Annotated in this window: 18 protein-coding genes and 1 riboswitch; of the genes, 4 read left to right on the forward strand and 14 right to left on the reverse strand. The window is 50.1% G+C overall.

From position 1 onward, the window contains the following. Nucleotides 1–63: 63 nt before the first annotated feature. Nucleotides 64–420 (reverse strand): hypothetical protein, encoded by a 357-nt coding sequence (locus PsAD37_RS25325; protein ID WP_063298449.1) that lies wholly within the window; start codon nt 418–420, stop codon nt 64–66. Between PsAD37_RS25325 and PsAD37_RS25330 the strand changes: the two genes are divergently transcribed. From PsAD37_RS25330 to PsAD37_RS25340, 3 genes are all read left to right on the forward strand, one after another. Continuing rightward, complete coding sequence (locus PsAD37_RS25330) at nt 419–1468, forward strand: RluA family pseudouridine synthase (protein ID WP_063298450.1); 1050 nt, start codon at nt 419–421, stop codon at nt 1466–1468. The two genes, PsAD37_RS25325 and PsAD37_RS25330, sit on opposite strands and share 2 nt — an antisense overlap. 150 nt (nt 1469–1618) lie before the next feature. After that, entirely contained in the window at nt 1619–2512 is an 894-nt protein-coding gene (gene rpoH / locus PsAD37_RS25335) for an RNA polymerase sigma factor RpoH (protein WP_063298451.1), read from the forward strand. Between the two features lie 261 nt (nt 2513–2773). Then, nucleotides 2774–4837 (forward strand): CHASE2 domain-containing protein, encoded by a 2064-nt coding sequence (locus PsAD37_RS25340; RefSeq protein ID WP_063298452.1) that lies wholly within the window; start codon nt 2774–2776, stop codon nt 4835–4837. A 72-nt stretch (nt 4838–4909) separates the two neighbouring features. Here the strand turns inward: PsAD37_RS25340 and PsAD37_RS25345 are convergent, their stop codons facing one another. The 4 genes from PsAD37_RS25345 to PsAD37_RS25360 form a co-directional block, all read right to left on the reverse strand. Further along, nucleotides 4910–5848 carry an ABC transporter substrate-binding protein gene (locus PsAD37_RS25345; RefSeq protein ID WP_063298453.1) on the reverse strand — a complete coding sequence of 313 codons (939 nt, stop codon included), beginning with the start codon at nt 5846–5848 and terminating at the stop codon, nt 4910–4912. Between the two features lie 26 nt (nt 5849–5874). Continuing rightward, complete coding sequence (locus tag PsAD37_RS25350; RefSeq protein WP_063298520.1) at nt 5875–6585, reverse strand: ABC transporter permease; 711 nt, start codon at nt 6583–6585, stop codon at nt 5875–5877. 173 nt (nt 6586–6758) lie between these two features. After that, nucleotides 6759–6866: riboswitch (TPP riboswitch) on the reverse strand. 129 nt (nt 6867–6995) lie between these two features. Then, nucleotides 6996–8762, reverse strand: coding sequence for a hypothetical protein (locus tag PsAD37_RS25355; protein WP_063298454.1), 1767 nt, complete (start codon nt 8760–8762; stop codon nt 6996–6998). A 37-nt stretch (nt 8763–8799) separates the two neighbouring features. Next, a complete protein-coding gene (locus PsAD37_RS25360) occupies nt 8800–10092 on the reverse strand; it encodes an adenylosuccinate synthase (protein ID WP_063290209.1) in 1293 nt (430 codons plus the stop codon). A gap of 367 nt (nt 10093–10459) precedes the next feature. On the opposite strand from PsAD37_RS25360, the gene PsAD37_RS25365 reads away from it, so the two are divergent. Then, on the forward strand, nt 10460–11380 hold the full coding sequence (locus PsAD37_RS25365) for a DMT family transporter (protein ID WP_063298455.1): 921 nt from the start codon (nt 10460–10462) through the stop codon (nt 11378–11380). 68 nt (nt 11381–11448) lie between these two features. Here PsAD37_RS25365 and PsAD37_RS25370 read toward each other — a convergent pair whose 3' ends face one another. From PsAD37_RS25370 to pal, 9 genes are all read right to left on the reverse strand, one after another. Next, on the reverse strand, nt 11449–12495 hold the full coding sequence (locus PsAD37_RS25370) for a M42 family metallopeptidase (RefSeq protein ID WP_063298456.1): 1047 nt from the start codon (nt 12493–12495) through the stop codon (nt 11449–11451). A gap of 144 nt (nt 12496–12639) precedes the next feature. Continuing rightward, a complete protein-coding gene (gene serA / locus PsAD37_RS25375; RefSeq protein ID WP_063298457.1) occupies nt 12640–14238 on the reverse strand; it encodes a phosphoglycerate dehydrogenase in 1599 nt (532 codons plus the stop codon). Nucleotides 14239–14367: 129 nt separating this feature from the next. After that, nucleotides 14368–15540 carry a phosphoserine transaminase gene (locus tag PsAD37_RS25380; protein ID WP_063298458.1) on the reverse strand — a complete coding sequence of 391 codons (1173 nt, stop codon included), beginning with the start codon at nt 15538–15540 and terminating at the stop codon, nt 14368–14370. A 282-nt stretch (nt 15541–15822) separates the two neighbouring features. Next, the gene (locus PsAD37_RS25385) at nt 15823–16614 is read right to left on the reverse strand and encodes an outer membrane protein (protein ID WP_063298459.1); all 792 of its coding nucleotides are present in this window, start codon (nt 16612–16614) and stop codon (nt 15823–15825) included. 268 nt (nt 16615–16882) lie between these two features. Further along, nucleotides 16883–18232: a phosphoglucosamine mutase gene (glmM, locus tag PsAD37_RS25390; protein ID WP_063298460.1), complete on the reverse strand. Its 1350-nt coding sequence runs from the start codon at nt 18230–18232 to the stop codon at nt 16883–16885. A 254-nt stretch (nt 18233–18486) separates the two neighbouring features. Continuing rightward, nucleotides 18487–20409, reverse strand: coding sequence for an ATP-dependent zinc metalloprotease FtsH (gene ftsH / locus PsAD37_RS25395; RefSeq protein WP_057461975.1), 1923 nt, complete (start codon nt 20407–20409; stop codon nt 18487–18489). Nucleotides 20410–20679: 270 nt separating this feature from the next. Further along, nucleotides 20680–22005, reverse strand: coding sequence for a tRNA lysidine(34) synthetase TilS (gene tilS, locus PsAD37_RS25400; RefSeq protein WP_063298461.1), 1326 nt, complete (start codon nt 22003–22005; stop codon nt 20680–20682). Beyond that, nucleotides 21989–22876: a tol-pal system protein YbgF gene (gene ybgF / locus PsAD37_RS25405; protein ID WP_063298462.1), complete on the reverse strand. Its 888-nt coding sequence runs from the start codon at nt 22874–22876 to the stop codon at nt 21989–21991. Before ybgF ends, tilS begins: the two co-directional genes overlap by 17 nt. A 218-nt stretch (nt 22877–23094) precedes the next feature. Next, nucleotides 23095–23577 carry a peptidoglycan-associated lipoprotein Pal gene (pal, locus tag PsAD37_RS25410; RefSeq protein ID WP_063290216.1) on the reverse strand — a complete coding sequence of 161 codons (483 nt, stop codon included), beginning with the start codon at nt 23575–23577 and terminating at the stop codon, nt 23095–23097. Between the last annotated feature and the right edge of the window lie 130 nt (nt 23578–23707).

Genomic DNA, 23707 nt, shown 5'->3' on the forward strand with positions numbered 1-23707 from the left:
GGTATATTGGCTAATCCCCCACTTGGCAAGCCCCCACCTTGAAAGAAAAGGGGGTTTATCCACCTATCTCGCAACAAAATCCGTACGTGCGATTTTTCGTCCGGTGACAGGATCAACATAGACCAGAGCCTGCGTCGGACCTTCTTTGATCAGCATCACCAGATTTCCGTCCATCTGAGTAACAGATATAACCTGTGCTTCAGGGCCAATCGCAATTGTTGCTGCAATACTATCTGCGCTAACATTGGAATTGCTGGCGTTAATCTTATAGAAGATAGCCGCAAAGACAGCTAATAAGCCAAGCACCATGACAAGGCTTGATCCCATCAGGAGGCGACGTAACTTCCCTTGAAGCCTCAAAGCTGCTGGATCAAGTTCGTTCTGTACAGTCTCATCGCTGTCAGTATTAGGATCACGCATGAACGATAAATCTCCTGAGGGCACCCAGCCACTCACAAACTCTGTAATTGCCGACGAGCAGCAACCAACAGTCATCACCCCGGAACCGGAAGATACCGGTCGCCGCTTGGATGCTGTGCTTGCTGCGCATATAGATGACTTCAGTCGCAACCGACTTCAAGCCTTGATCCGGGCTGGTCAGGTTCAAATTGGCCAGCGCACGGTGCTGGAGCCTAAATATAGAGTCTGTGCCGGAGATACAATCACTCTTATTGTTCCAGAGCCGGAAGCCGCAGAACCGCAGCCAGAGGTCATCCCGCTCAATATTGTTTTTGAGGATGACGACCTGATCGTCATCGATAAACCTGCGGGCCTTGTTGTGCATCCAGGTGCCGGGAACCCAACGGGCACACTGGTCAACGCCTTGATTCACCACTGCGGTTCATCTTTGTCTGGGATTGGCGGCGTCAAGCGCCCTGGCATCGTTCACCGCATCGATAAAGACACAACAGGTCTGCTCGTTGTTGCTAAAAACGACATGGCCCATCAGGGCCTCGCAGCTCAGTTTGCCGACCATGGCAAAACCGGCCCACTGGAGCGCGCCTATAAGGCTCTTGTCTGGGGTGCCCCAACAGCACCAAAGGGTACAGTAGACGCCAACCTCGCCCGCTCAACTGCAAACCGGCAGAAAATCTCGGTGCTGAAAACCGGCGGTCGCCACGCCATCACCCACTGGCAGGTGCAGGAACGGTTTGGCCCTCAAGACGCAGCACCCGTTGCAAGCTTGATCGAGTGCCGTCTGGAAACAGGCAGAACCCACCAGATCCGCGTACACATGTCCCACATCGGAAATCCGCTAATAGGTGATATGGATTACGGTTCCGGGTTCAGAACTAAATACAATAAATTCCAAGAACCACTGAAAACCCAGTTGGCGGACTTCAAGCGACAGGCCCTACATGCGGGACTTTTGGCGTTTGCGCACCCAAGAACGCAGGAATTCATGAAGTTTGAATCGGAGTTACCTGCTGATTTTGCTGGTATTCTTCAATCATTACGAAAAATTTAGGCCAAAAACATTGCCGATCTGGTAGCGTTTTGGTCACAATGTTCCCATATAGACACTTCAGGTGCGCTTCATCTGAAGGCACCAATGTGTGTTTGCCGAAAAGCCTGATCCTTCGATCAGGCGGGAACACCAAGCAAGGAGGGGTGCTTTATGGCCCGTAACCTACCAGCCCTCACGGGCGGCGAAGGCGGTTTAAGCCGCTATTTAGATGAGATTAGAAAATTCCCGATGCTTCAGCCGCAGGAAGAGTACATGCTCGCCAAGCGCTACCGGGAACACGACGAACCTAAAGCTGCTGAAAGACTTGTAAATTCTCACCTGCGCCTCGTTGCAAAGATTGCAATGGGCTACCGTGGCTATGGCTTACCTCTAGGCGAAGTTATCTCAGAAGGTAACGTCGGTCTGATGCAGGCTGTAAAACGTTTTGAGCCAGACAAAGGCTTCCGCCTGGCAACCTACGCCATGTGGTGGATTAAGGCTTCCATTCAGGAATACATCCTGCGCACATGGTCGCTCGTTAAAATGGGCACCACAGCAAACCAGAAGCGCCTGTTCTTCAACCTGCGTCGCGTCAAAGGCAAAATTCAGGCGTTTGAAGATGGTGATCTGCGTCCGGATCAGGTCCAACACATTGCGACAACTCTCGGTGTAACCGAAAAAGAGGTTGTTTCCATGAACCGCCGCCTGGGTGGTGACTCTTCCCTGAACGCGCCTCTGCGCTCCAGCGAAGGTGAATCCAGCGAGTGGCAGGATTGGCTCGTGGATGATACCGAGAGTCAGGAAGCTATTCTTGCTGAGAAAGAAGAATACGACGTCCGCCGCGATATGCTGAAAAACGCAATGGGTGTGCTGAACCCCCGCGAGACCCGCATTTTTGAAGCCCGTCGTCTTTCTGAAAGCCCGATCACTCTGGAAGAACTCTCGACCGAGTTTGGCGTAAGCCGCGAGCGTATACGCCAGATTGAAGTGCGTGCTTTTGAGAAGGTTCAGAAGGCTGTTCAGGAAAGCGCCATGGCAATGGCAGGTCATGAGGCAGGTGCATAGAGTGTGCTCCCCTCACGGGGCTACCGATTTCTCAGGTAAGGCTAAAACTTAAAGCAACTCGCGCAGTCAACACGGCTGCAAGGCGCTTTAAGACGCCCAGCTGCATAAAAGTTGAGTTGAATTAACTTAAAATACAAATTAACTGTAGGAACACCCTTTTAAATAAACAGCCAAGCTTGTCGTCCCCTCAGAGCTTTCCTAAGGTTAATGATGAGGGGAATTTATGTGAGTTGGGTCACTTCCCCTTTTGGGGGGAATTACATGTTCGGCTCTAGCTGGCTGTCACAAACCAACCGTGCACTTGCGGCGGTTGTATCCTGTCTATTCATTGCAATAGCAATACTGGTCCGCACCCTATACCCGCTGGTACTGGATAACGTCGGATATCTCAGCCAAAACGCGCTGCAATTGGCATGGCCAAACACAACTTCTACGCCGCCAGTTTACACGATCCATCTTACGCCAGAATCAATCCAGCAAACGCAGGAGCCGATGTATCAGCGTCTGGAGCTTGCACAAATCCTTCAAAAGCTGGGGGAGTATAATCCCAAGCTTCTGATTATAGATGCAGACTTCAGAAAAGCCGATCCGACCTCCCCCACCTTAAGAAGCAGAATCTACGACGATCTACAGCCCTCCTTGCGGGCAACTTATCCAAATCACGACCTGCTCTTACAAACCATCATCTCTCATTACCCAGTCCTGCTTAGCAGAGCGTTGAGCGAGGCTGTAGCTGAAAAGCCACCTCTTTCCAACTACATAAGGTTCTCGCAGGCCACAGGATATCAAAGCGACACCCAATACACACACGGTTCAAATGCGCTGCTCTATCCACTTCAACTCCAAAGCAACACGGCACAATTACCATCCCTCGCATTAGCGGCATGGAGCCTGACTAATCAGACAAACACGCAGCCGTTCCAGGTCACGCAAACAGAAAATGGCTATCAGCTGAAAAGCACTGATCTCCAGGTTCCTGTCACTGCAGAGACGGAAATGCTGGTATTCAAAACAAGCAATGCTAGCAATTCCATCTTTGCGGCGGACGATGTCTTAAAGGACAAAGTATCCTCCAGACTCTGGCCACCAGCTTCTGGAAGCCACTTCGTCATCGGCACTCAGGGCAGAAGTTCAGAACGACATGCTCAGGCACTGCAAACACTTCAGTCTGGCAACTTCCTCAATATCCCTACATGGGCGCAATACGCTGAAATACTGGTATTAATCGGATTTGGCATCGCCGTTGCGATCATCTCCGCCGCACAAGGTTTCGGGTTAAGTCTGGCACTTACAGGCGTCGCTGTCTTGGTCATCAACGGAGTTGCATTCCACCAGTTCGCTCTGCAAAACATCGTCCTTGAGCCATTTTTCCCATCCCTCATGATCCTGCTGATATTCGCTTTCTCCTGCGCAATCCGGCGTGTGACATTCAAGAGTCACAGAAACCAAACAACTGAACGTTTTGCAGGAATTCTTTCTCCCAAACAGATGCAAAAGGTACTCGCGAAATCAGAGCAGCTCCCTCTGGAGGGCCAGCAACGTGAAATCACGAGCCTCTCGACCCGCTTGAGGCACTTTCACCGATATTATGAGGGGTTGTCTCCTCAGGATCTAGCAGGCTTCTCCAACGGCTTCCAAACAGCTCATCTCGATGAAGTACATATCCACGATGGTACATTGAACACGCTGAGCACATCCGGCCTGAATGCTTACTGGAACGCGCCGCTCGACGATCCATTCCACGCTGCTCATGCCTGTCGAACAGCGATTGAAATGCAGAAGCAAATGAAGCGCTTCAATCTCAAGGACCGGTTCAATTTCAACCACAAAAATATGAAGGATCACGCGGTCACAATCGATATCGGCATCTCAACCGGACTGGCAACGCTTGGCGAAACAGGTACACGGCGTCATTTCAGATATGCGCCACTCGGCAAATGCGTTGATTTAGCGGAAGATTTGGCCTGTCATTGCAAAGAAGCTGGTCACAGCGTTCTTATGTGTGAAACGACACGCGGTCAGATGCCTGAACTGGCGGCATTGGAGACAATTCCAGTCAAAACCAGCCGTTACCAGATGCGTTCGTTTGCGTTGCTAGGTGATCCATCACTTGCCTTCTCAGAAAACTTCCTCAAGCTGAAGAACGTCCACTGCAACATGATCTTCGCGCTGTTTGAGGAGAATGACAAGAAGAAAGCCCTGACGCTAGTAGATGAATGCAAATCACTCTCTGAGGGCGAGTACGACACTATCTATGCTGCTTTTGAGAAATACATCCTCAGCGATCTGGCTCAACACGAAGCGGTCAAGGATGCAGCGCAATAACGGCATTTGGCCTACAAATAAAAAGAGCCCCCGAAACTCGGAGGCTCAAATTTTAGTTTAGACCTATACCGGTTAGCGCAGTTCAACCGCGTAGGTTTCAACTGGAGGCGCTGTTTTAATGAGCCCCTGCTCAATCAGAAAGTTTGCAAACCGTTCATAGCGACCATTGTCCAAAGCAGCTGGACGGCTGGCAAAACGCGGCAGAGTATCCGCCCAGGCACGCTTGTTCAGCTCATCATCCAGATTTGGATAGACCTCAAGGAAGCTCTTCCAGGAGTCCTGCGGATTATTAAGCAGATAAACAGTAGCCGCTTCAATCGCATTGATGAACTTCTTCAAACGCGGATCATCCAGCTTGTCTTTGTGAGCCACATAAATCAGCTCATCATAGACTGGCACACCGTTCTCTTCAGGATAAAACGCGCGGCCTTTCGCACCTTCAATCTCCATCTGGTTCAGCTCGAAGTTACGGTAACCACCAATCACCGCATCAACCTGCCCAGCCATCAGAGATGGTGAGAGAGAGAAGTTCACGTTTATCAGCTCCACATCGTCAGAACTCAGACCTGCATTGGAAAGCATCTTCCCAAGCATGGCGTTCTCAAACCCGGATGTGGAATAACCAATACGCTTGCCTTTCAGGTCTGCAATCTCCTTGATCGGACCGTCTTCCAAAACAATTAGCGTGTTCAGAGGTGTAGAGACCAGCGTCCCGATCCGCATCAGCGGCATGCCCTCATCAATTTGCGGGTGCAGTGTCTGCTGGTAGGAAACCGCAATATCACCCTGCCCAGCAGCAACAAGCTTCGGCGGCATGGAAGGATCAGCAGGCTCAATCAACTCAACATCAAGGTCTTCTTTCTCAAAGAAACCCCGTGCCTTGGCAACCACGATTGGTGCATGGTCTGGGTTCGCGAACCAGTCCAGCAGCACAGTCAGCTTATCCGCGGCCTGCACCTGAAGTGTGCTCGCAAGCATAGCCGCACCAAACAACATACCTAGTTTTTTCATAAGGTTACGTCCTCATACTCTGAGACCTAGATCTCTTTCTGCCAATAGATCATCCGAGAAGTAGCGAACTCAACAACTGCCCGTAGGCTCAACACCATCACCGCAAGCAAAATCAGCGCCGCAAACATCGTCGCTGTTTGCATGCGTGCATTGGATTGCAACATGATGAAGGCCAGCCCCCCTTTAGCACCAACCCACTCTCCAACCACCGCCCCAATAGGCGCGAAGACCGCAGCAATGCGCATACCAGAGGCCAGAGACGGCAAAGCGGCTGGAATGCGAATGTAGCGAAGTGTCTGCCAGCGGTTCAGGCCGTGCAGCTTACCAAGATCAAGCAGTGACTGATCAGTCCTCCGCAAACCATCGAAGAAAGTCGAGGTCACAGAAAAGAAGATCACAATCACAGCCATCACAACCTTGGAGGCCAGTCCAAAGCCGAACCACAGCACCAAAAGTGGGGCTATTGCAAACACAGGAAGAGATTGGGTTGCTGCAATTGGAGGCAGCAGAAACAGGCGTATCCGATCAGACATTGCCAGCAAAACAGCAAGCACGGCCCCAGCACTCACGCCAAAGAGAAAGCCGAGAACGGTCTCCCAAGCGGTAATGCCTGCATGATGCAGCAGAAAAACGCCCTGATTGAGAAAAGCGGAAAAAACTGTCGCCGGACCTGGCAAGAGAAACGGAGGAAACTCTCCAATCCGAACCACACTTTCCCAAATGGCGATAAAAAGCAAAATCCCGAAAAGACTTCGGAGAATTCGTTTCAAAGCTCGCTTCAGCATGTAGACTCCCAACAATGGCATTGGGCATCACAAACAGGCGGAAGAACGGAGCTACATTAGCTCTCTGGGATGTTTTCAGCACAGGATCTCCCGTTACAACAAATGCAAACATGGAGATCCGGGAAGAATGGCTCAGGTCCCGTCCCTTCGCCGGCATTACCCGGATCAGGTTCAAAGGGTTTAGCTCATCGCAATCTCAGCTTTTCGAAAGAAAAGCACCCCTCGGAATAGCAAGGAACATGCGCGTTTCTGCTGAAGGATGCAAGCAGATTTTACTCTGACGGACGACAGCATAATGAAAAAGGCCTCAACTCTGAGAGAGCCAAGGCCTTTGAAATCTAAGCTAAACAGCTGAAACTAGATTACTTCCAGCTCTTGATTGCCTGTGCTATAACTTTGTTGCCGGTTGTACCTTTTTCAAAGGTCAACATTGCACGGCGACCGCTGTTGTACAGCAGTGGAACATCAATCCACTCACGCTCAGCAAGACGCTTCAGGTTCTTCGCTTTTTCTTCATCACTGTCAGACAGCGCAATCCAGAAGAGAGTGTCAGAAACCTTCACGGCAGCACCATCAAGCGGATCACCTGCTTCGGACTCTGTCTTCTTCAGGATCAGGCCAGGCACCTTCTCAACACCCTTTCCATCAAACCCTTCTGGGAAGATGAAGTTCAGCTCAAGCAAATGACTCGCTGGCAAAGACCGATCGCTATTCGGCTTCAATGTCATCTCAACAGAGAAGTTACGAGATGGCAGCGTCGCAACAGCCTTGATGACAGAATCGCCGTTAGCTTCATCCAGTGACCAAACAACGTTCCCGCGTGATGCAGAACCTGCGGCACCCGGCGTCAAGGCCTCTTCGTAAAGTATGCTCTGTTGTGCAACAGGAGAAACCGCAGCTTCCGTTCCAATGGTTTCAGCTGGCGGAACAGAGTTGGTCTCAACTGCAGTACTTTGCTGTGCAGGTTCCGTCACCGGCAGAACCTGCACAGAAGGTGTGTCTTCTGCCGGCGCTGCTGGAGCTTCGACCACACGCACGACTGGAGGCTCAGTTACTGTCTCGGTTGGCGCTGCGCTGGACGAATTCCGGGTAATCCGGGTCGTCTGCACCCGTGTCGCATCCGGAGAAACCTTTGCCCCTTCATCAGATGGCAACAGGCGGTCGGTGTTCTTCTTCGGCGTGCGTTCCGGCTGAACCCGAAGCGGCTCATCTTCATTAGAAGGTGCGCTTTCTGGCGCAACAGTCTCACCGGTTTCAACTGGAAGCACTAAAGAGAGAATAACATCGCGCAGACTATAGACACCTGCGGTAACACCCAAGATTATCAGTATGACCACAATTATACCGACAATACCCGATGTATTGGAAGGCTTCAGCCCTTCTTCCTGCTCAATCGCATCGCCAACGCGCTGCGCAACGGCTGGTTTGCGGGAGGAAGCAGGTTTTCGGCTTGTCTTTGGCTTAACCTTGGCAGGCTCATCGATCTCAGGACGCGATTTACCTTTTGTTTCCAGCTTAGTCCGCCGTGCCTCACCCGGCACCCAAGAGCGCTCTTCTGCGCTCGTCTCGACAGCACCTTTGGTTGGCAGAGACGCAGCAGGTTCACCCGTCTCTTTGTCATCCATAGAGCCAAGGTCAGGCTCTTTGCGCTCGCTGGCAGATTCAGGTAGCTGATCACGCGCCATCTGATTGGCCTGATGAGCGGCGTTGCCGAGGCCCTGCGCAGCACGAACCGCCTCTTTAAACACATCTGCTTTAGCAGCAGGTGCTTTTGGCTCATCGCGCGCTGGAGTATCGGCCTTTGTACCTGCCTTAGGCGTATCTCCAGCAGGTGAAGATGCAGCAGAGATTTCTGGAACAGCAGATTTTGGAGCACTTGGAGCTTGGGTGGTTTTAGACCGCCCCAACCCGAGAGACTCACGAGCAGCTTCCGCTTCGACCTTACGAATGGCCTCTTCAAGCTTCAGCTGCTCCTCAGTGATCTGGGAGGGAGACAGAGGTGGGTCGTAACTTTTAAGTTGCTTTACAATTGCATTCCGCGCGCGTTGATAAACTGCCCGCCGTGCAGAACCTGTGTTCTCTTGTAAACCAGCTACCGCTTTTTTTAGAACGGAATTGTAGTCCGCCATTTAACTGCCCATTGCCCCCAGAGCTTCATATCAAGACTTAATCCTGGAATGGATTCTGAACCAGGATTGTGTCATCACGTTCAGGGCTTGTTGATAACAGAGCAACCGGAGCACCAATCAGCTCTTCAACATGCCGAACGTATTTCACAGCTTGTGCTGGCAATTCTGCCCAAGTCCGTGCGCCTTTGGTCGTTTCCTTCCAACCAGGCAGGGTCTCATAAATAGGAACAACCCGCGCCTGAGCACCTTGAGATGCCGGAAGGTAATCGATTCGCTCACCATCTAGCTCATAACCAACACAAATCTTAATTTCATCCAGTCCGTCCAAAACGTCAAGCTTTGTCAATGCAATCCCATTGATTCCGCTGGTGCAAACGGTTTGTCGGACAATCACTGCATCAAACCAGCCACACCGACGACGACGACCAGTGTTCGTTCCAAACTCGTGCCCGCGAGTACCGAGGAACTCACCAACTTCATTCTGCTGTTCGGTTGGGAACGGACCTTCACCTACACGAGTGGTGTAAGCTTTGGTGATACCCAGAACGTAATCGATGGAGTTTGGTCCCAGACCACTACCAGCAGCAGCCTGACCCGCAACTGTATTGGAGGAGGTTACAAACGGATAAGTGCCGTGGTCGTTGTCCAGCAGCGCGCCCTGCGCACCTTCAAACAACAAACGCTTACCTTCACGACGCGCTTTGTCCAGCATGTACCAGGCTTTATCCATGTACGGCAGGATCTTATCAGCAACGTCTTCCAGCTCTTTGTAGATGGTCTCAGCAGAGATCTCATCGCGACCCAGACCGCGCAGAATAGCGTTGTGGTGGGTCAGCAGACGATCAATCTTGGCTGGCAGCGTGCTCATGTTTGCCAGGTCCATCACGCGAATTGCACGACGACCGACTTTATCTTCATAAGCAGGGCCGATACCGCGTTTGGTGGTACCGATTTTGGTACCTGCCGGGCTTGCATCTTCACGCAAAGCATCAAGCTCGCGGTGCAGGCTCAGAATAAGAGTAGCATTGTCAGCAACACGCAGGATTTCCGGGGAGATCTTAACGCCCTGCTCTTCAAGACGTGCAATCTCAGCAACCAGTGCATGAGGGTCAATCACAACGCCATTGCCAATGACAGAGAGTTTCCCACGAACAACACCAGATGGCAGCAGTGCCAGCTTGTAGCTCGTTCCGTCAATTACAAGCGTATGACCTGCATTGTGTCCGCCTTGGAAGCGTACAACGACGTCGGCTTGCTCAGAGAGCCAATCGACAAGTTTACCCTTACCTTCGTCACCCCATTGTGACCCAACTACGACAACGTTGGCCATGATTCTTCAGCCCTCCTGCGGCTGCCAGCGTATTCCTAAAATACGCCGTCATACGATTTGCTATTTCTGTATAAAGTGGCTTGCCAGCTCAGAATACAAATCGTGAGAGACAACATAAGAAACCCCGGCGTAAGAGCCGGGGCGCAGTTACAGCGCCTTATAATCTGTCAATCTCTTAAATACGAGCCCTTTTCCTTCAAAATTAGGCCAAGACTGTAATTTTTGCGATCAGAGTGAACCTCTGTTGATTGTTTTACTCGCAAATCGGGTGGTACAGCCACAACAGCAAGTGATATTACTAGCTCAAGTTCCAATTTCTCATTTTTTGCAATTCCTGCAAGAAATTTCACTAAGTTGAATACGCTTTATGAACGCACAAAAACTTGACTGGCTGGGCTGGTCTATTCTTCTCTTATTAGGCACCTTGTGGGGTGGCGCATTTTTCTTTGCCAAAGTCGCAGTCGCAGAATTCAATCCCATCACACTTGTTTTCTTAAGAGTAGCAATCGCAGCAATCGCCATGTGGGGCTTCTTACTCATCTCAAAGCAGTCCATACCGCTCTCTACAAAATGGATTGGCAGCTTCCTCCTGCTGGGCTTCTTAAATAATGTAGTCCCCTTCTCCCTCATCTTTTGGGGTCAGCAATACATTGCCTCCGGATTGGCATCCGTACTCAACGCCTTCACACCCATCTTCACGATGATTGTCATGCAGGTCCTCAGCAATGAAGAGAAGCTGACAGCAACCAAGCTCGTCGCGGCAGTGATCGGTGTTGTCGGAGTTGCCATCATGGTTGGCAGTGACGCATTGAGCGGTGCCAGCAATCAGGTTTGGCCTCAGCTCGCAGTTTTAGGGGCCGCTCTCTCATATGCATTCGCCGCATTCATCATCATGCGCCTCAAAAAGCTACCACCTGCAGCTCTGGCAACTGGCCAGCTCTCCGCTTCAACGATCTTGCTGATACCTGCGCTCATTTATACAGCGCCAACTCAGCAACTGATAGAGGCATCCGCTTCAACATGGGCAAGCGTTCTCGTTCTCGCTCTCGCTTGCACAGCTTTTGCTTACATTCTGTATTTCCAGCTTTTCAAACTCGCAGGAGCAACCAACGCAGCTTCTGTCACACTCGTAATTCCGGTCAGCGCAATCATTCTGGGCGCAATTTTCCTGAATGAACGTCTCGAAGCCAACCACTGGATCGGTATGGCAGCAATCTTCATTGCACTGCTACTGATTGATGGCCGCTTAACCAGCAGATGGATAGGCAAAAAACAAGTAATTGCATAACAAAAAAGCCTCCAGTCCCTACCGTAATGGGGATCTGGAGGCTTCTTAATAAGCAGCGCCTGACTGTATCAGCAACGCTTCAGATAAGCCGCCAGAATATCACGTGCAGCCAGCAGGTCGCTCTTATCAATCATCTCGGTCACTGTGTGCACATAACGTGTACCAACCATGATGCCAACAGCCTTTGCACCAGCAGCGGCTTGCTGAGCTGCTGCCCCATCCTGCCCACCACCGTTTAACATGGTGCGCTGGTATGGAATTTCTTCTTCAATAGCCAGATTTTCGATTTCTTTCACAAGTTCCAGGTCAGCAATGAACCAACCGTCCTTCACGTGAAGCCCAAAACCCTTGCCTTGCTCAGTCGTTTGATCTTGCTCTGGCACCCCAGGTGTATCGCAAGCAAGCGTGATATCAACTCCAAGGCCAATATCCGGTTTAATGGCATAGGCCGCAGTCTTCGCACCGCGCAGCCCAACCTCTTCCTGACAGGTAAAAGCGACATAGATTTCGCAGGAATGATCCGCCTCGCCAAGCGCACGCATAGCTTCAATGCCAAGCCAGCATGCAACCCGGTTATCCATCGCTTTGGAGACAACCTTTTCACCCATCTCGATCAGCGGCTCATCAAGAGTGACCATGTCACCAACCTTGACCACTTCCCCGGTCTTCTTACCTAAACCAAGATCAATAATGAACTCAGTGACTTGAGGGATCTTTTTTCGCTCTTCAGGTGATGCAATGTGAACTGGTCGCCCAGCCGGATTCATTACAGCCTTCAGATCGCCCTCATCTGTGGAGACCAACACACGACGGGAGAAGAGATTGCGTGCATCAAAACCTCCGACCGGCTGTACATAGACAAAGCCTTTCTCGGTGATATGCGAAACAAGGAAGCCAATCTCATCCATATGGCAGAGCAGCATAACCTTCTTTGGTTTATCACCATTTTCAGGCGCCTTGCGTGCATCACGGCGACAGATAAGAGATCCCATTGCATCCGTTTGAACATCATCAAACAGGCCTTCAATCTCTTTCAGAATTATCTCGCGTACTCGATGCTCATGCCCCGGGACACCAGGGGTTTCACAGAGACGGCGCAGCAGATCAATATTCATAATAGCTTTCTACTTCGAAATGGAACCAGCCTGCATCATGGCGCCAAGTTCAAAGATAAGCAATTTCCACCAGTCTCATGACCACCGGAAAAAGAAAAGGCGGTCCGAAGACCGCCTTTTCCTAATCTATACCTATAAAATAGCTTAGCCCTGCTGAGGGAAATGCAGAAGCTTCGCCTGGTTCACCTGCGCAATCGCAGCAATTTCATCCACGGTCGTCTCAGAAATTTCGCCATCAATCTCAACAAGACAGATCGCTTCTTCACCTTCAACCTTACGGCCAAGGTTAAACGTCGCAATGTTGATCTTTGCATCACCAAGAATGGAGCCCAGCTGACCAATAAAGCCCGGCTTATCCTGGTTGGTCACATAGAGCATGTTCTCGCCAAGCTCTGCTTCCATGTTGATGCCTTTGATCTGAATAATACGCGGCTTCTGATCACCAAACACCGTACCAGCAACAGAACGTTCCTGACGCTCAGTGATAACAGTCAGGCGAATATAGTTCTCATAAGCACCATGTTGTTCGCGGCGAACATCTTCAATCACAATGCCGCGCTCTTTGGCAACTTCGGGAGCAGAAACCATATTCACCGTCTGCAGCAGAGGACGCAGAACACCTGTAAGTGCAGCTGCGGTCAAAGCCTTGACGTTCATTTCTGCAACATCGCCTTCGTATTCAATACGAACCGCTTTGATGCCTGTCTCTGTCGCTTGACCAGCAAAAGACCCAAGCTGCTCCGCCAGCTTTACAAATGGAGCGAGGCGTGGCGCTTCTTCCGCAGTAATGGATGGCATGTTCAGAGCGTTGGAAACCGCGCCGTTGACCAGATAGTCAGACATCTGCTCGGCAACCTGCAGCGCAACATTTTCTTGAGCTTCAGAAGTGGAGGCACCAAGGTGAGGCGTGCATACGAGGTTTGGAGCACCAAACAGAACGTTCTCTTTAGCTGGCTCAACCGTGAATACGTCAACCGCAGCACCCGCAACCTTGCCACTATCCAACGCAGCACGCAGCGCATCTTCGTCAACCAGACCACCACGTGCACAGTTGATGAGGTAGACACCATCTTTCATGGTCTCGATTGCATCCGCATCAATAATGTTACGGGTACGATCAGTCAGCGGGGTATGCAATGTAATAAAGTCAGCGCGCTTGAAGAGGTCTTCCAGCTCAACCTTCTCAACACCAAGGTCAATAGCACGTTCATGAGACAAGAACGGATCGAACGCAATCACCTTCATTTTCAAGCCGATAGCTCGGTCCGCAACAATAGAACCAATGTTACCGCAGCCAACCAGACCCAGTGTTTTTGAGGTGACTTCGTTACCCATAAAGCGGGATTTTTCCCACTTGCCAGCCTGCGTGGAAACATCCGCAGCCGGGATCTGACGGGTCACCGCAAACATCATCGCAATCGCATGTTCAGCAGTCGTGATGGCATTGCCAAACGGCGTGTTCATCACAACGATACCCTTGGCAGTCGCTGCCGGAATATCAACGTTATCGACACCAATACCAGCGCGACCGATAACCTTCAAATTGGTCGCTGCTTTGATGATCTTTTCTGTCGCTTTGGTCGCAGAACGGATCGCCAAACCATCATATTTACCAATGATTTCAGCGAGTTTTTCTTTATCCTTGCCAACATCTGGCAGGAAGTCGACATCGCAACCGCGTTCTTTGAAAATCTGAACTGCTTTATCAGAGAGCTTATCGGAAATAAGAACTTTAGGAGCCATCGGGCTAACCTTTCAAGTCAACGAAGATACCCTCCCATTCATGTGTTGCGGGAGCCAGATACACTTCTTGCGTCAGGTTAACCGGTCACACTGGGCGACCGGAACTTTTTCGTTCAAAAATAAGGAATTTTAAGCAGAAACCAGCTTTGCTTTTTCAGCAGCAAAAGCATAATCCAACCAAGGAATAAGCGCTTCTACATTGGCAGTTTCAACCGTCGCACCACACCAGATCCGAAGACCGGACGGCGCATCACGGTATGCTCCAATGTCGAATGCCACCTCTTCTTTGTCGAGCAGATTCACAATCGCTTTGGCAAATGCAGCTTGTGCTTTGTCATCAAGCTTCGTGATTTCCGGATCAACAATCTTCAGACAAACAGAAGTATTGGAACGGGTTGCCGGGTCAACTGCCAGGAAATCAACCCAATCAGTTTTCTCAGCCCAAGTGGAGATTGCAGCGGTATTTGCATTAGCACGAGCAATCAGTGCTTTCAGACCACCCAATTCTTTGGCCCAACCCAAAGCATCCAGATAATCTTCTACGCAAAGCATGCTCGGCGTGTTGATGGTTGCGCCTTCAAAAACACCATCGATCAACTTGCCGCCTTTAGTCAGACGGAAGATCTTCGGCATCGGCCATGCAGGCGTATAGCTCTCAAGGCGCTCAACAGCACGAGGTGACAAGATCAGAATGCCGTGCGCAGCTTCACCACCCAGCACTTTCTGCCAAGAGTAAGTCACCACATCCAGCCTATCGAATACCAGCTCCTGCGCAAAAGCAGCAGAAGTCGCATCGCAGATGGTCAGACCTTTACGATCTGCCGGAATAAAATCACCATTCGGCACACGCACACCTGAGGTGGTACCGTTCCAAGTGAAGACCACATCGTGGTCGAAATTTACAGAGTTGAGGTCTGGCAACTCGCCATAGCCAGCTTCAATCTTGCGTGCATCCGCAAGCTTGAGCTGCTTCATGACATCGCTAACCCAACCAGACCCGAAGCTTTCCCAGGCAACCATATCAACTGGGCGCGCACCAAGCAGCGACCACAGTGCCATTTCAACGGCACCAGTATCAGAAGCAGGAACAATTCCGATTTTGTAATCAGCAGGCACTTCGAGGACTTCACGTGTCAACTCGATAGCTTCTTTCAGCTTCGCCTTACCAATCTTTGCACGGTGAGATCTGCCAAGAGGCGCATCTGCAAGGATTGCAGGTGTCCAGCCCGGACGCTTGGCACATGGACCCGAAGAAAAGTTCGGGTTTACCGGTTTTGTGGCCGGCATTGTCGTATTCGTCATAATGACTACCCTTTCAGATAGGTGCCCCTCGTTGGGGAGGGGTGTCCCACCGACGGGTCTATGCGAAACGACTTATCTCGTCAACAAATGTTTTTTTGCAGAGCAACATTCAATCAATTAAACGCTGCGTACGATTAGATATATTTTGTATACTCACCCAGTGGATAACCAATCTTTCAATTCTGCATATCCTCTGGTTTTGCTCAAAAAAAGAGCCTGTCGCAGGACAGGCTCTGGAACGTTTTGGTCAGAAGTTAAACTGGAGACGCTCCAGTCTATGACCTAGTATTTCGTGACGATCGGCTGATCATATCCACCACTGGAAGACCCACCAAATTCATAACGCAATCCAACACGCACTTCATGCGCTACAAGCTTGTCATACTTGATGCCGGAAACTGTCCCATTACTTGCAAAAGACTTTGTTTTCACCGCACCAATGTTTAGATAGCGGTATCCTGCATCAATTTTCCAATTATCATCGATCTCATAGGACGTCCCCGCCATAAGAGCCCATGAGAAATTCCACCAATGCCCTTTAGGATACTTGACTCTGGTACCATCTGGATTGATAGCACGGACGTTCTTTGCGTTCACGTAAGATGCACCAACGCCAGCTCCAACATATGGAGTGAAGCCATTGTAATACCCCAGGTCAGCATAGACATTCCAAAGAACAGTCCAGACATCGAGTGTCGCGAACTCATCTGAGGTACCGGAGGTACTACAAACACCGATACACTCAGCCGTTGCTGTAAAGTCAGCATCCCATTCATAGTCTAGTGTTACATCTGTGCGAATGAAATCATTCACACGATAACCAACACCAACACCAACAATTCCCGTTGGCTCTAATTCTTCATCATTAAATTTGATATGGGAGAATTTCGCTTTTGGATTCTGATAGACCTTGTAGCCAATATCACCACGCAAATACCATCCACCACCGATTTCCACTTGTGTGAGCTCTGGCTCTTCTACGAATACAGGTGCTGGGAGATCGGCTGCATAAGCAACACCAGACGAAACCAGCGCAGCTGCGCTCAATGTCAGCACCTTACTAAAATACTTCATGCTTATGTCCTCTCAAACGGCACCTGTCACGCAAGATGATTGCCCTTAAATAAAAACTAAGCACTTTTTACAGAGAAAGAATTACCTATAAATTAACCAGTATTATTAACCCTAATATTTATTATTAACAAACAACGAACAGGCACAAACCAAGCAAATGCTAGAAAGTTAATTTGCATTTACTTATCCACCTCTCAGACTTCAAAACAAAGAAAGCGGACATCAGAAGATACCCGCTTTCAAAACTCGATAAATTAAATAATTTCAGTTAGCTAGCTGCAGCCTTTTTAACTGCGTCAACAATGCTATCAACCACCTTGTTCAGAAGATTTGCATCATCTGCCTCACCCATCACACGAATGAGCGGCTCAGTACCAGAAGCACGAATAACAAGACGCCCCTGTTTACCAAGCTTCTCTTCTCCAGCCTTAATAACCCCCTTAACAGCCTTATCTTCGAGAGGTTTACCACTCGCATAGCGCACATTCTTAAGGACCTGAGGCACTGGAACGAATCGATTACAAACCTCTGAGACCGGCTTTTTCATCTTCTTCACGCAAGCAAGAATCTGTAGCGCAGCTACGAGGCCATCACCAGTCGTGCCAAAGTCAGACATCACAATATGACCGGACTGCTCACCGCCAACATTGAAGCCACCTTCACGCATCCGCTCAACAACATAGCGGTCACCAACCTTGGTGCGTTCAAGAGAAAGGCCATGCCCTTTCAGGAACCGCTCCAAGCCTAGATTCGACATCACGGTAGCAACGATGCCGGGCGCCGAGAGACGGCCATCTGCTTTCCAGGATTCAGCAATCACGGCCATCAGCTGATCACCATCAACCACCTTACTATTCTCATCCACGATGATCACACGATCAGCGTCACCGTCCAATGCGATCCCGATGTCCGCCCTAACCTCATGAACCTTCTTGGCAAGCGCTTCAGGAGAGGTAGAACCACAATCCTTATTGATATTGAAACCATCTGGATCAACCCCAAATGGAAACACTTCCGCACCCAGTTCCCAAAGGATCTCTGGAGCAACGTTATAAGCAGCACCATTTGCACAATCGATCACAATACGCATGCCATTTAAGTTCAGGTCACGCGGCAGCGTTCGCTTTGCGAACTCAATGTAACGATCACGCGTACTATCGATGCGGGTGGCACGACCAATCATTGCAGGATCTGACAAGTTCAGACTCATATCGCTATCGATCAGTCGTTCAATTTGAAGTTCCACTTCGTCAGATAGCTTAAATCCATCTGGGCCAAAAAACTTAATGCCGTTATCCTGAAAAGGGTTGTGACTTGCGGAAATCATCACCCCAATATCCGCACGCATCGAACGTGTCAACATCGCAACACCGGGCGTTGGCATGGGTCCGAGCAAGAAAACATCCATGCCCATTGCAGTAAAGCCCGCTATCAATGCATTCTCAATCATATAGCCAGAAAGGCGCGTGTCTTTACCGATAACCACGCGATGGCGATATTTACCGCGGCGGAACACCACACCAGCAGCCATCCCAACTTTCAGCGCAACTTCCGCGGTCATTGGCCATTTGTTTGCAGTACCGCGCATTCCATCGGTGCCAAAGTATTTTCGCGACATTTATTATTTCCCTGAACTCTCAAATGCGGAGCGCAACGCTCACGATAAATCCAATTGAAGTGGTGATACATGTTTGTCCTCGCCTAGTCCTGTCAAATGATGTGTCTAATTATTACGGTTCACCTGCTATTTGACGCAGTAGCAAAGCCGAATTTTCATCAAGACAAAAGCCAAACAGTTGGGCCGAAATAGCAAATGCCCGACTGAACAGCCGGGCATTTTATTTTTCAAAGTGCCTTCAAGAAGACTGGCTATTAGCTCTGAGGTTGTGGGTTAAGCCCATCAGAAGCTTCACCGCCGTGCTTCTTTCCGCCAGCGGTGGGTACACCAGTAGAACGCGGAGTGGATGGACTATCATCACCGGTATCACGCACAGGCTGCTCACCATCAAGCATCTTGCGGATTTCATCACCGGAGAGCGTTTCATACTCCAACAAACCCTGAGCAATCAGATGCAACTGATCTTCATGCTCTTTCAGAACCTTATTCGCGGTCTCATAGCCCTGATTGACGAAGCTTTTTATTTCTGCATCAACCATTTTCTGGGTTTCATCAGAAACATTCTGGCTCTTCGCAACAGAGTGACCAAGGAAGACTTCTTCTTGGTTCTCACCGTAAAGCAACGGACCAAGCTTATCGGACATACCAAACTGCGTCGCCATAGCCTTTGCAAGCTTGGTTGCCATCTGGATATCGCCGGAAGCACCGGAAGTAACCTTCTCATAACCGAAGATCATTTCTTCAGCCACACGGCCACCCATAGCAACAGCAAGGTCAGCTTTACACTTCGCACGGGTCAAAGAAACCTGATCTTTCTCAGGCAACCTCATCACCATACCCAGTGCACGACCACGCGGAATAATCGTTGCTTTGTGTACTGGATCAGACGCAGGCATGTGCATCGCAACCAGCGCATGACCAGCTTCGTGATAAGCAGTCAGCTTCTTCTCTTCTTCGGTCATGACAAGCGTACGGCGTTCCGCACCCATCATCACCTTGTCTTTAGCATCTTCAAACTCGGCCATGGTGACTAGACGCTTGGACCGGCGTGCTGCAAGAAGCGCAGCCTCGTTCACAAGGTTCATCAAGTCAGCACCAGAGAAACCAGGCGTACCGCGAGCAAGTGTATGCACGTTTACATCTGGAGCCAATGGCACTTTACGCATGTGAACTTTGAGGATCTTTTCACGGCCAGTGACATCTGGATTTGGCACAACAATCTGACGGTCAAAACGACCCGGACGTAGAAGCGCAGGATCAAGCACGTCAGGACGGTTGGTAGCCGCGATGATGATCACACCTTCATTAGCTTCAAAACCATCCATTTCAACAAGGAGTTGGTTAAGGGTCTGTTCGCGTTCGTCGTTACCACCGCCAAGGCCTGCACCACGGTGACGGCCAACAGCATCGATCTCATCGATGAAGATAATGCATGGAGAGTTCTTCTTCGCCTGTTCGAACATGTCACGAACACGAGAAGCACCAACACCAACAAACATTTCAACGAAATCAGAACCGGAGATGGTGAAGAATGGGACGTTCGCCTCGCCTGCAACTGCACGGGCTGTCAAGGTCTTACCAGTTCCTGGAGGACCAACAAGCAAACAACCGCGTGGGATACGACCACCAAGACGCTGGAATTTCTGCGGGTCACGCAGGAACTCAACAATCTCTTGAAGGTCTTCCTTCGCTTCGTCAATGCCCGCAACGTCTTCAAACGTCACGCGGCCAGAAGCTTCAGTCAGCAGTTTCGCTTTGGATTTGCCAAAGCCCATAGCTTTGCCACCACCACCTTGCATCTGACGCATCACAAAGATCCAGATACCGAGGATCAACAGCATCGGTAGCCATGAAATCAAGGCTCCAAAGAGAGAGAAACTCTCGGAAGGTGGCTTCGCGTTAATCAAAACGCCTTTGGTTTGCAGCACATCAACATATTTGGCATCACTAGGCGCATAGGTCTGGAATGTACCGCCATTGCTGTATTTGCCGGTAATCTGTTGTTGTTGAATCGTGACCTCACGGATATCGCCTTGCTCAGCTTGATTGATAAACTGAGAATAAGCAATTTCATTAGTGTTACTTCGTGAGGTCGGGTTCTGAAAGAGCTGGAACAGCGCTATCAGCAACAGACCAATAATCACCCAGAGGGCAAAATTCCGGAAATTGGTGTTCATTTCGATCCCTTTACCGCAAGGTGGCGGCGATCCTCGCACGTGTCTCTGTCAAGATCATAGCGAGCCCTAATGGGCTTTCTACGTTTTCCTGAGAATGACACAGATTCTTTCTCAGTTTTCTTAAGGCCAACGGAATTTTGCCGGTTACCCCTGAAAATTCAGGATTGATGTTCCGTTAATTCCGACTTTACCAGCCCAGACGTTCAAATTGCATTCCTCTAAAGCATAAATGCATAGATTTAACAGAACGCCAGCAAAACCAAGATTTATTCAAAATGTTCTGCTCACTGGGACCATCGAAATTCCGTAGGTCCTCGATCTTACATCAGCATCAGCTGTTGTTCGACCAATCTTCTTCCAAGGCATGTAGGATACCCCACCAACAAAAACAATAAGCGGAGCTGTCAGAAATGCTGTTTTCAGCCAGTTAGCAGGAATTTCTAGCTCAAAATCTCCACAAAGCTCTTTTTGAACATAAGTGATTTTGAAGCCTTCTGCAGAATGCGCTGCTTTATAACGCCAGCGATCATCCCATATTCCCTCATCTCCTGGCTTAACCTCAATCTCTGGCAAGCCAGCCCTTCCAGCCTCCCGAAAACAAAACCAGATAGATTCGTCACGTGGTTTTGCCAGCGCAAATCGAACCCCGCCAAGAGTGGCCGCCCTGCTCCCATCTTCTGCTTTCAGAGTCTCATAAAGCCCTTCAAGCTTGGCAAGGCGCGGCATATAAGGAGCGCCGGAAATGTAGCGAACGAGTCGACCAACCAGCCTCAAGCCAATTTCATCGGGAATGTACTCCAGACACGAACTGTCAAAACGGACTGGTCCGGCACTATGAAACGTACAGGATTTCTCAGCTACTTCATCCACCCAAACATCAATCGCATCAGCAGTACGGGCCATGCGTCGCGCCGTGTCGGAAAGCTTCGCCGCAGTTAGCCCAAGTTCGTCAAGCTCCTGCTGCGCTTGGCGAAATTTCACACGCGTAAACTGCTCATCTTCATTAGAAGGATCTTCAAACCATGGCACCTGGGCAGAATGCAAAAGCGACTTAAGCCGAACCTTGCTGATTTCGAGCAGTGGACGGCAAATCTGAAACCCGTCCAACTCGCGGTCCTTACGAATACACGCAAGACCATAAACCCCACTGCCCCGCGCCAAACGCGTCAAAAACGTTTCTGCCTGATCTTCCAGATGATGGCCTAGAAAGAGCCCCTCACATCCATGGTCTTCAGCAGCCTGTCGCAAAAGAGCATAGCGCGCATCCCGGGCTTCCGATTGGATGTTTGAAGACGGTTTCTCACCAATCCAATGCAATGTCTCATGTGGCACTTCAATGCGCCGGCAATACTGCGCAACGCCTGCAGCTTCGCTGGCGGCCTCAGCACGCAAACCATGATCGACTGTGAAAGCATAAAGTTCAGGAGCAGAAAACCCCAGTTCCTGCGTCCACTGCTTCAAAAGATAAAGCAGAGCCATAGAATCAGCACCGCCGGACACACCAACGGCGATCCGGCGGAAAGACTTATACTCTCCGAAAAGCTCATTCAGCTCATCGGAAGAAAAGAGAGCAACTTGATTAGAGGCAGTTGTCACGTTTTTGTTGAACCTTGGCCTGCTCCAGCACAGCAGGGGCTGCAAACTGGAAATTGGCGAGAAGCTGCTCGTAAGTTTCACAAGCAGCGGGCGCATTCCCCATACCTGTAAGGGCAGTCCCCAATTTCAGCAAGCTTTCAGGAGCCAGTTCACTCTCAGGAAAATCAGTATAGCTTTTTAAAAAAGCTTGTGCAGCGTTCTCATACTGACGCTGAGCCAGCAGGCTTTCGCCAAGCCAGTGCTGCGCATTCGCAGTCAGCTCATGATCAGGATACATACCAAGAAACGTATCAAAGCCCTCAGTCGCAGCTGGGTAGTTGCCGCCAACCATCAGACCATAAACAGCATTGTAGTCCGACTGCGGGTCACCGCTCAGCAGTTCATTCACGCTGCCAGAGAACTGAAGAGAGCCAGAACTTGGTGCAGGTGTGGAACCGGTAGGCGCAGCGTTGTTGCCGCGTGCAATCTGAGAAAGATCCAACGGACCGCTGTTCGTTCCCTGTGCAGGCGTATTCAGCGTAGAAAGTTGCTGAGACCGATTTGTCGGAGCCGTCGTGCTCGGTTGCTGAACAACAGGAGGCTGGACAACGCGAGGTGTCTGGCCCGGATTTTCCAACTGCTGCAGGCGGTACTCAACGTCCTCCTGAGAACGGCGCAGAGCGTCTTCAGTCAGACGTAGTTTGTGATTGAGCTCTTCAACCTTGCCTGTCAGCAAGCGAACCTGCTCTTCAAGTTGACCAAGGCGAGCAGTGTTCTGTGCGGTTTCATTATTTTTGGATGAACCGAAAAGCTGCGCAGATGCTGGTAAACTTGTAGAGGTTACAAGCGCAAGAACAATAAAGCTTGTTGCAATACGTCGATAAAGAGCCATCAATTATCTCCTGAGACACCCTACAGGGGCCGGGTCGGAATTTCTCATCTCTTGGCAAGAGGAAAAGACGAAAATAGGGCACACATTCAGTGTTTCTCTCCTATTTGCGGCTTCTCCCCGACCAATTTCCGTTCTCCTACAAGTTTGCAGGAGTTTCAACAAAAAAGGCTCCCCCAAATTAGAGAAGCCTTTTCCAAATTTCAGCGAGTCAAACTCAATTACTGACCGTTCAGAACTGTCACAGCACGACGGTTCTGGCTCCAGCAGGAAGCCGCATTACAAACCGCAACCGGACGCTCTTTACCGTAGGAAAGAGTCTTGATGCGGGTTGGGCTAATGCCTTTTGCAACAAGGTATTCCCGAACGGCAGCTGCACGTCGCGCACCCAGTGCAATGTTGTACTGGCGGGTGCCGCGCTCATCAGCGTGACCTTCAATAGTAATTGAGTAGTTTTTATAGTGTTGCAGCCACTGAGCCTGCTTATCCAGCACTGCACGAGCAGAACCATCAATGGAGCTCTGGTTGTTGAGGAAGAATACACGATCCCCAACATTCACAACGAAGTCCTGTCCAGAGCCAGCTGCAACAGAACTATTGCCACTGGTCAGTTCAGGGCGTGTCTGCGAACAAGCTGCTGCGACGAGACACACAGCCACCACAGCAGCGAAACGCGCTCCGCGCGCGAACAGCGTCTTTGACATTTATAGAATCTCCTGTCCCTCAAACCCCGAGGGTTAAAAAAGCCCTAGACCAACTTGGTTAAGGGTAACTTGAATTTATTGGTTAATGAAGTGCTAATGACCCCAATTTCCCGCGAGAAATTGGGGGTCT

The sequence above is a fragment of the Pseudovibrio sp. Ad37 genome (assembly GCF_001623075.1).
Lineage (GTDB): Bacteria > Pseudomonadota > Alphaproteobacteria > Rhizobiales > Stappiaceae > Pseudovibrio.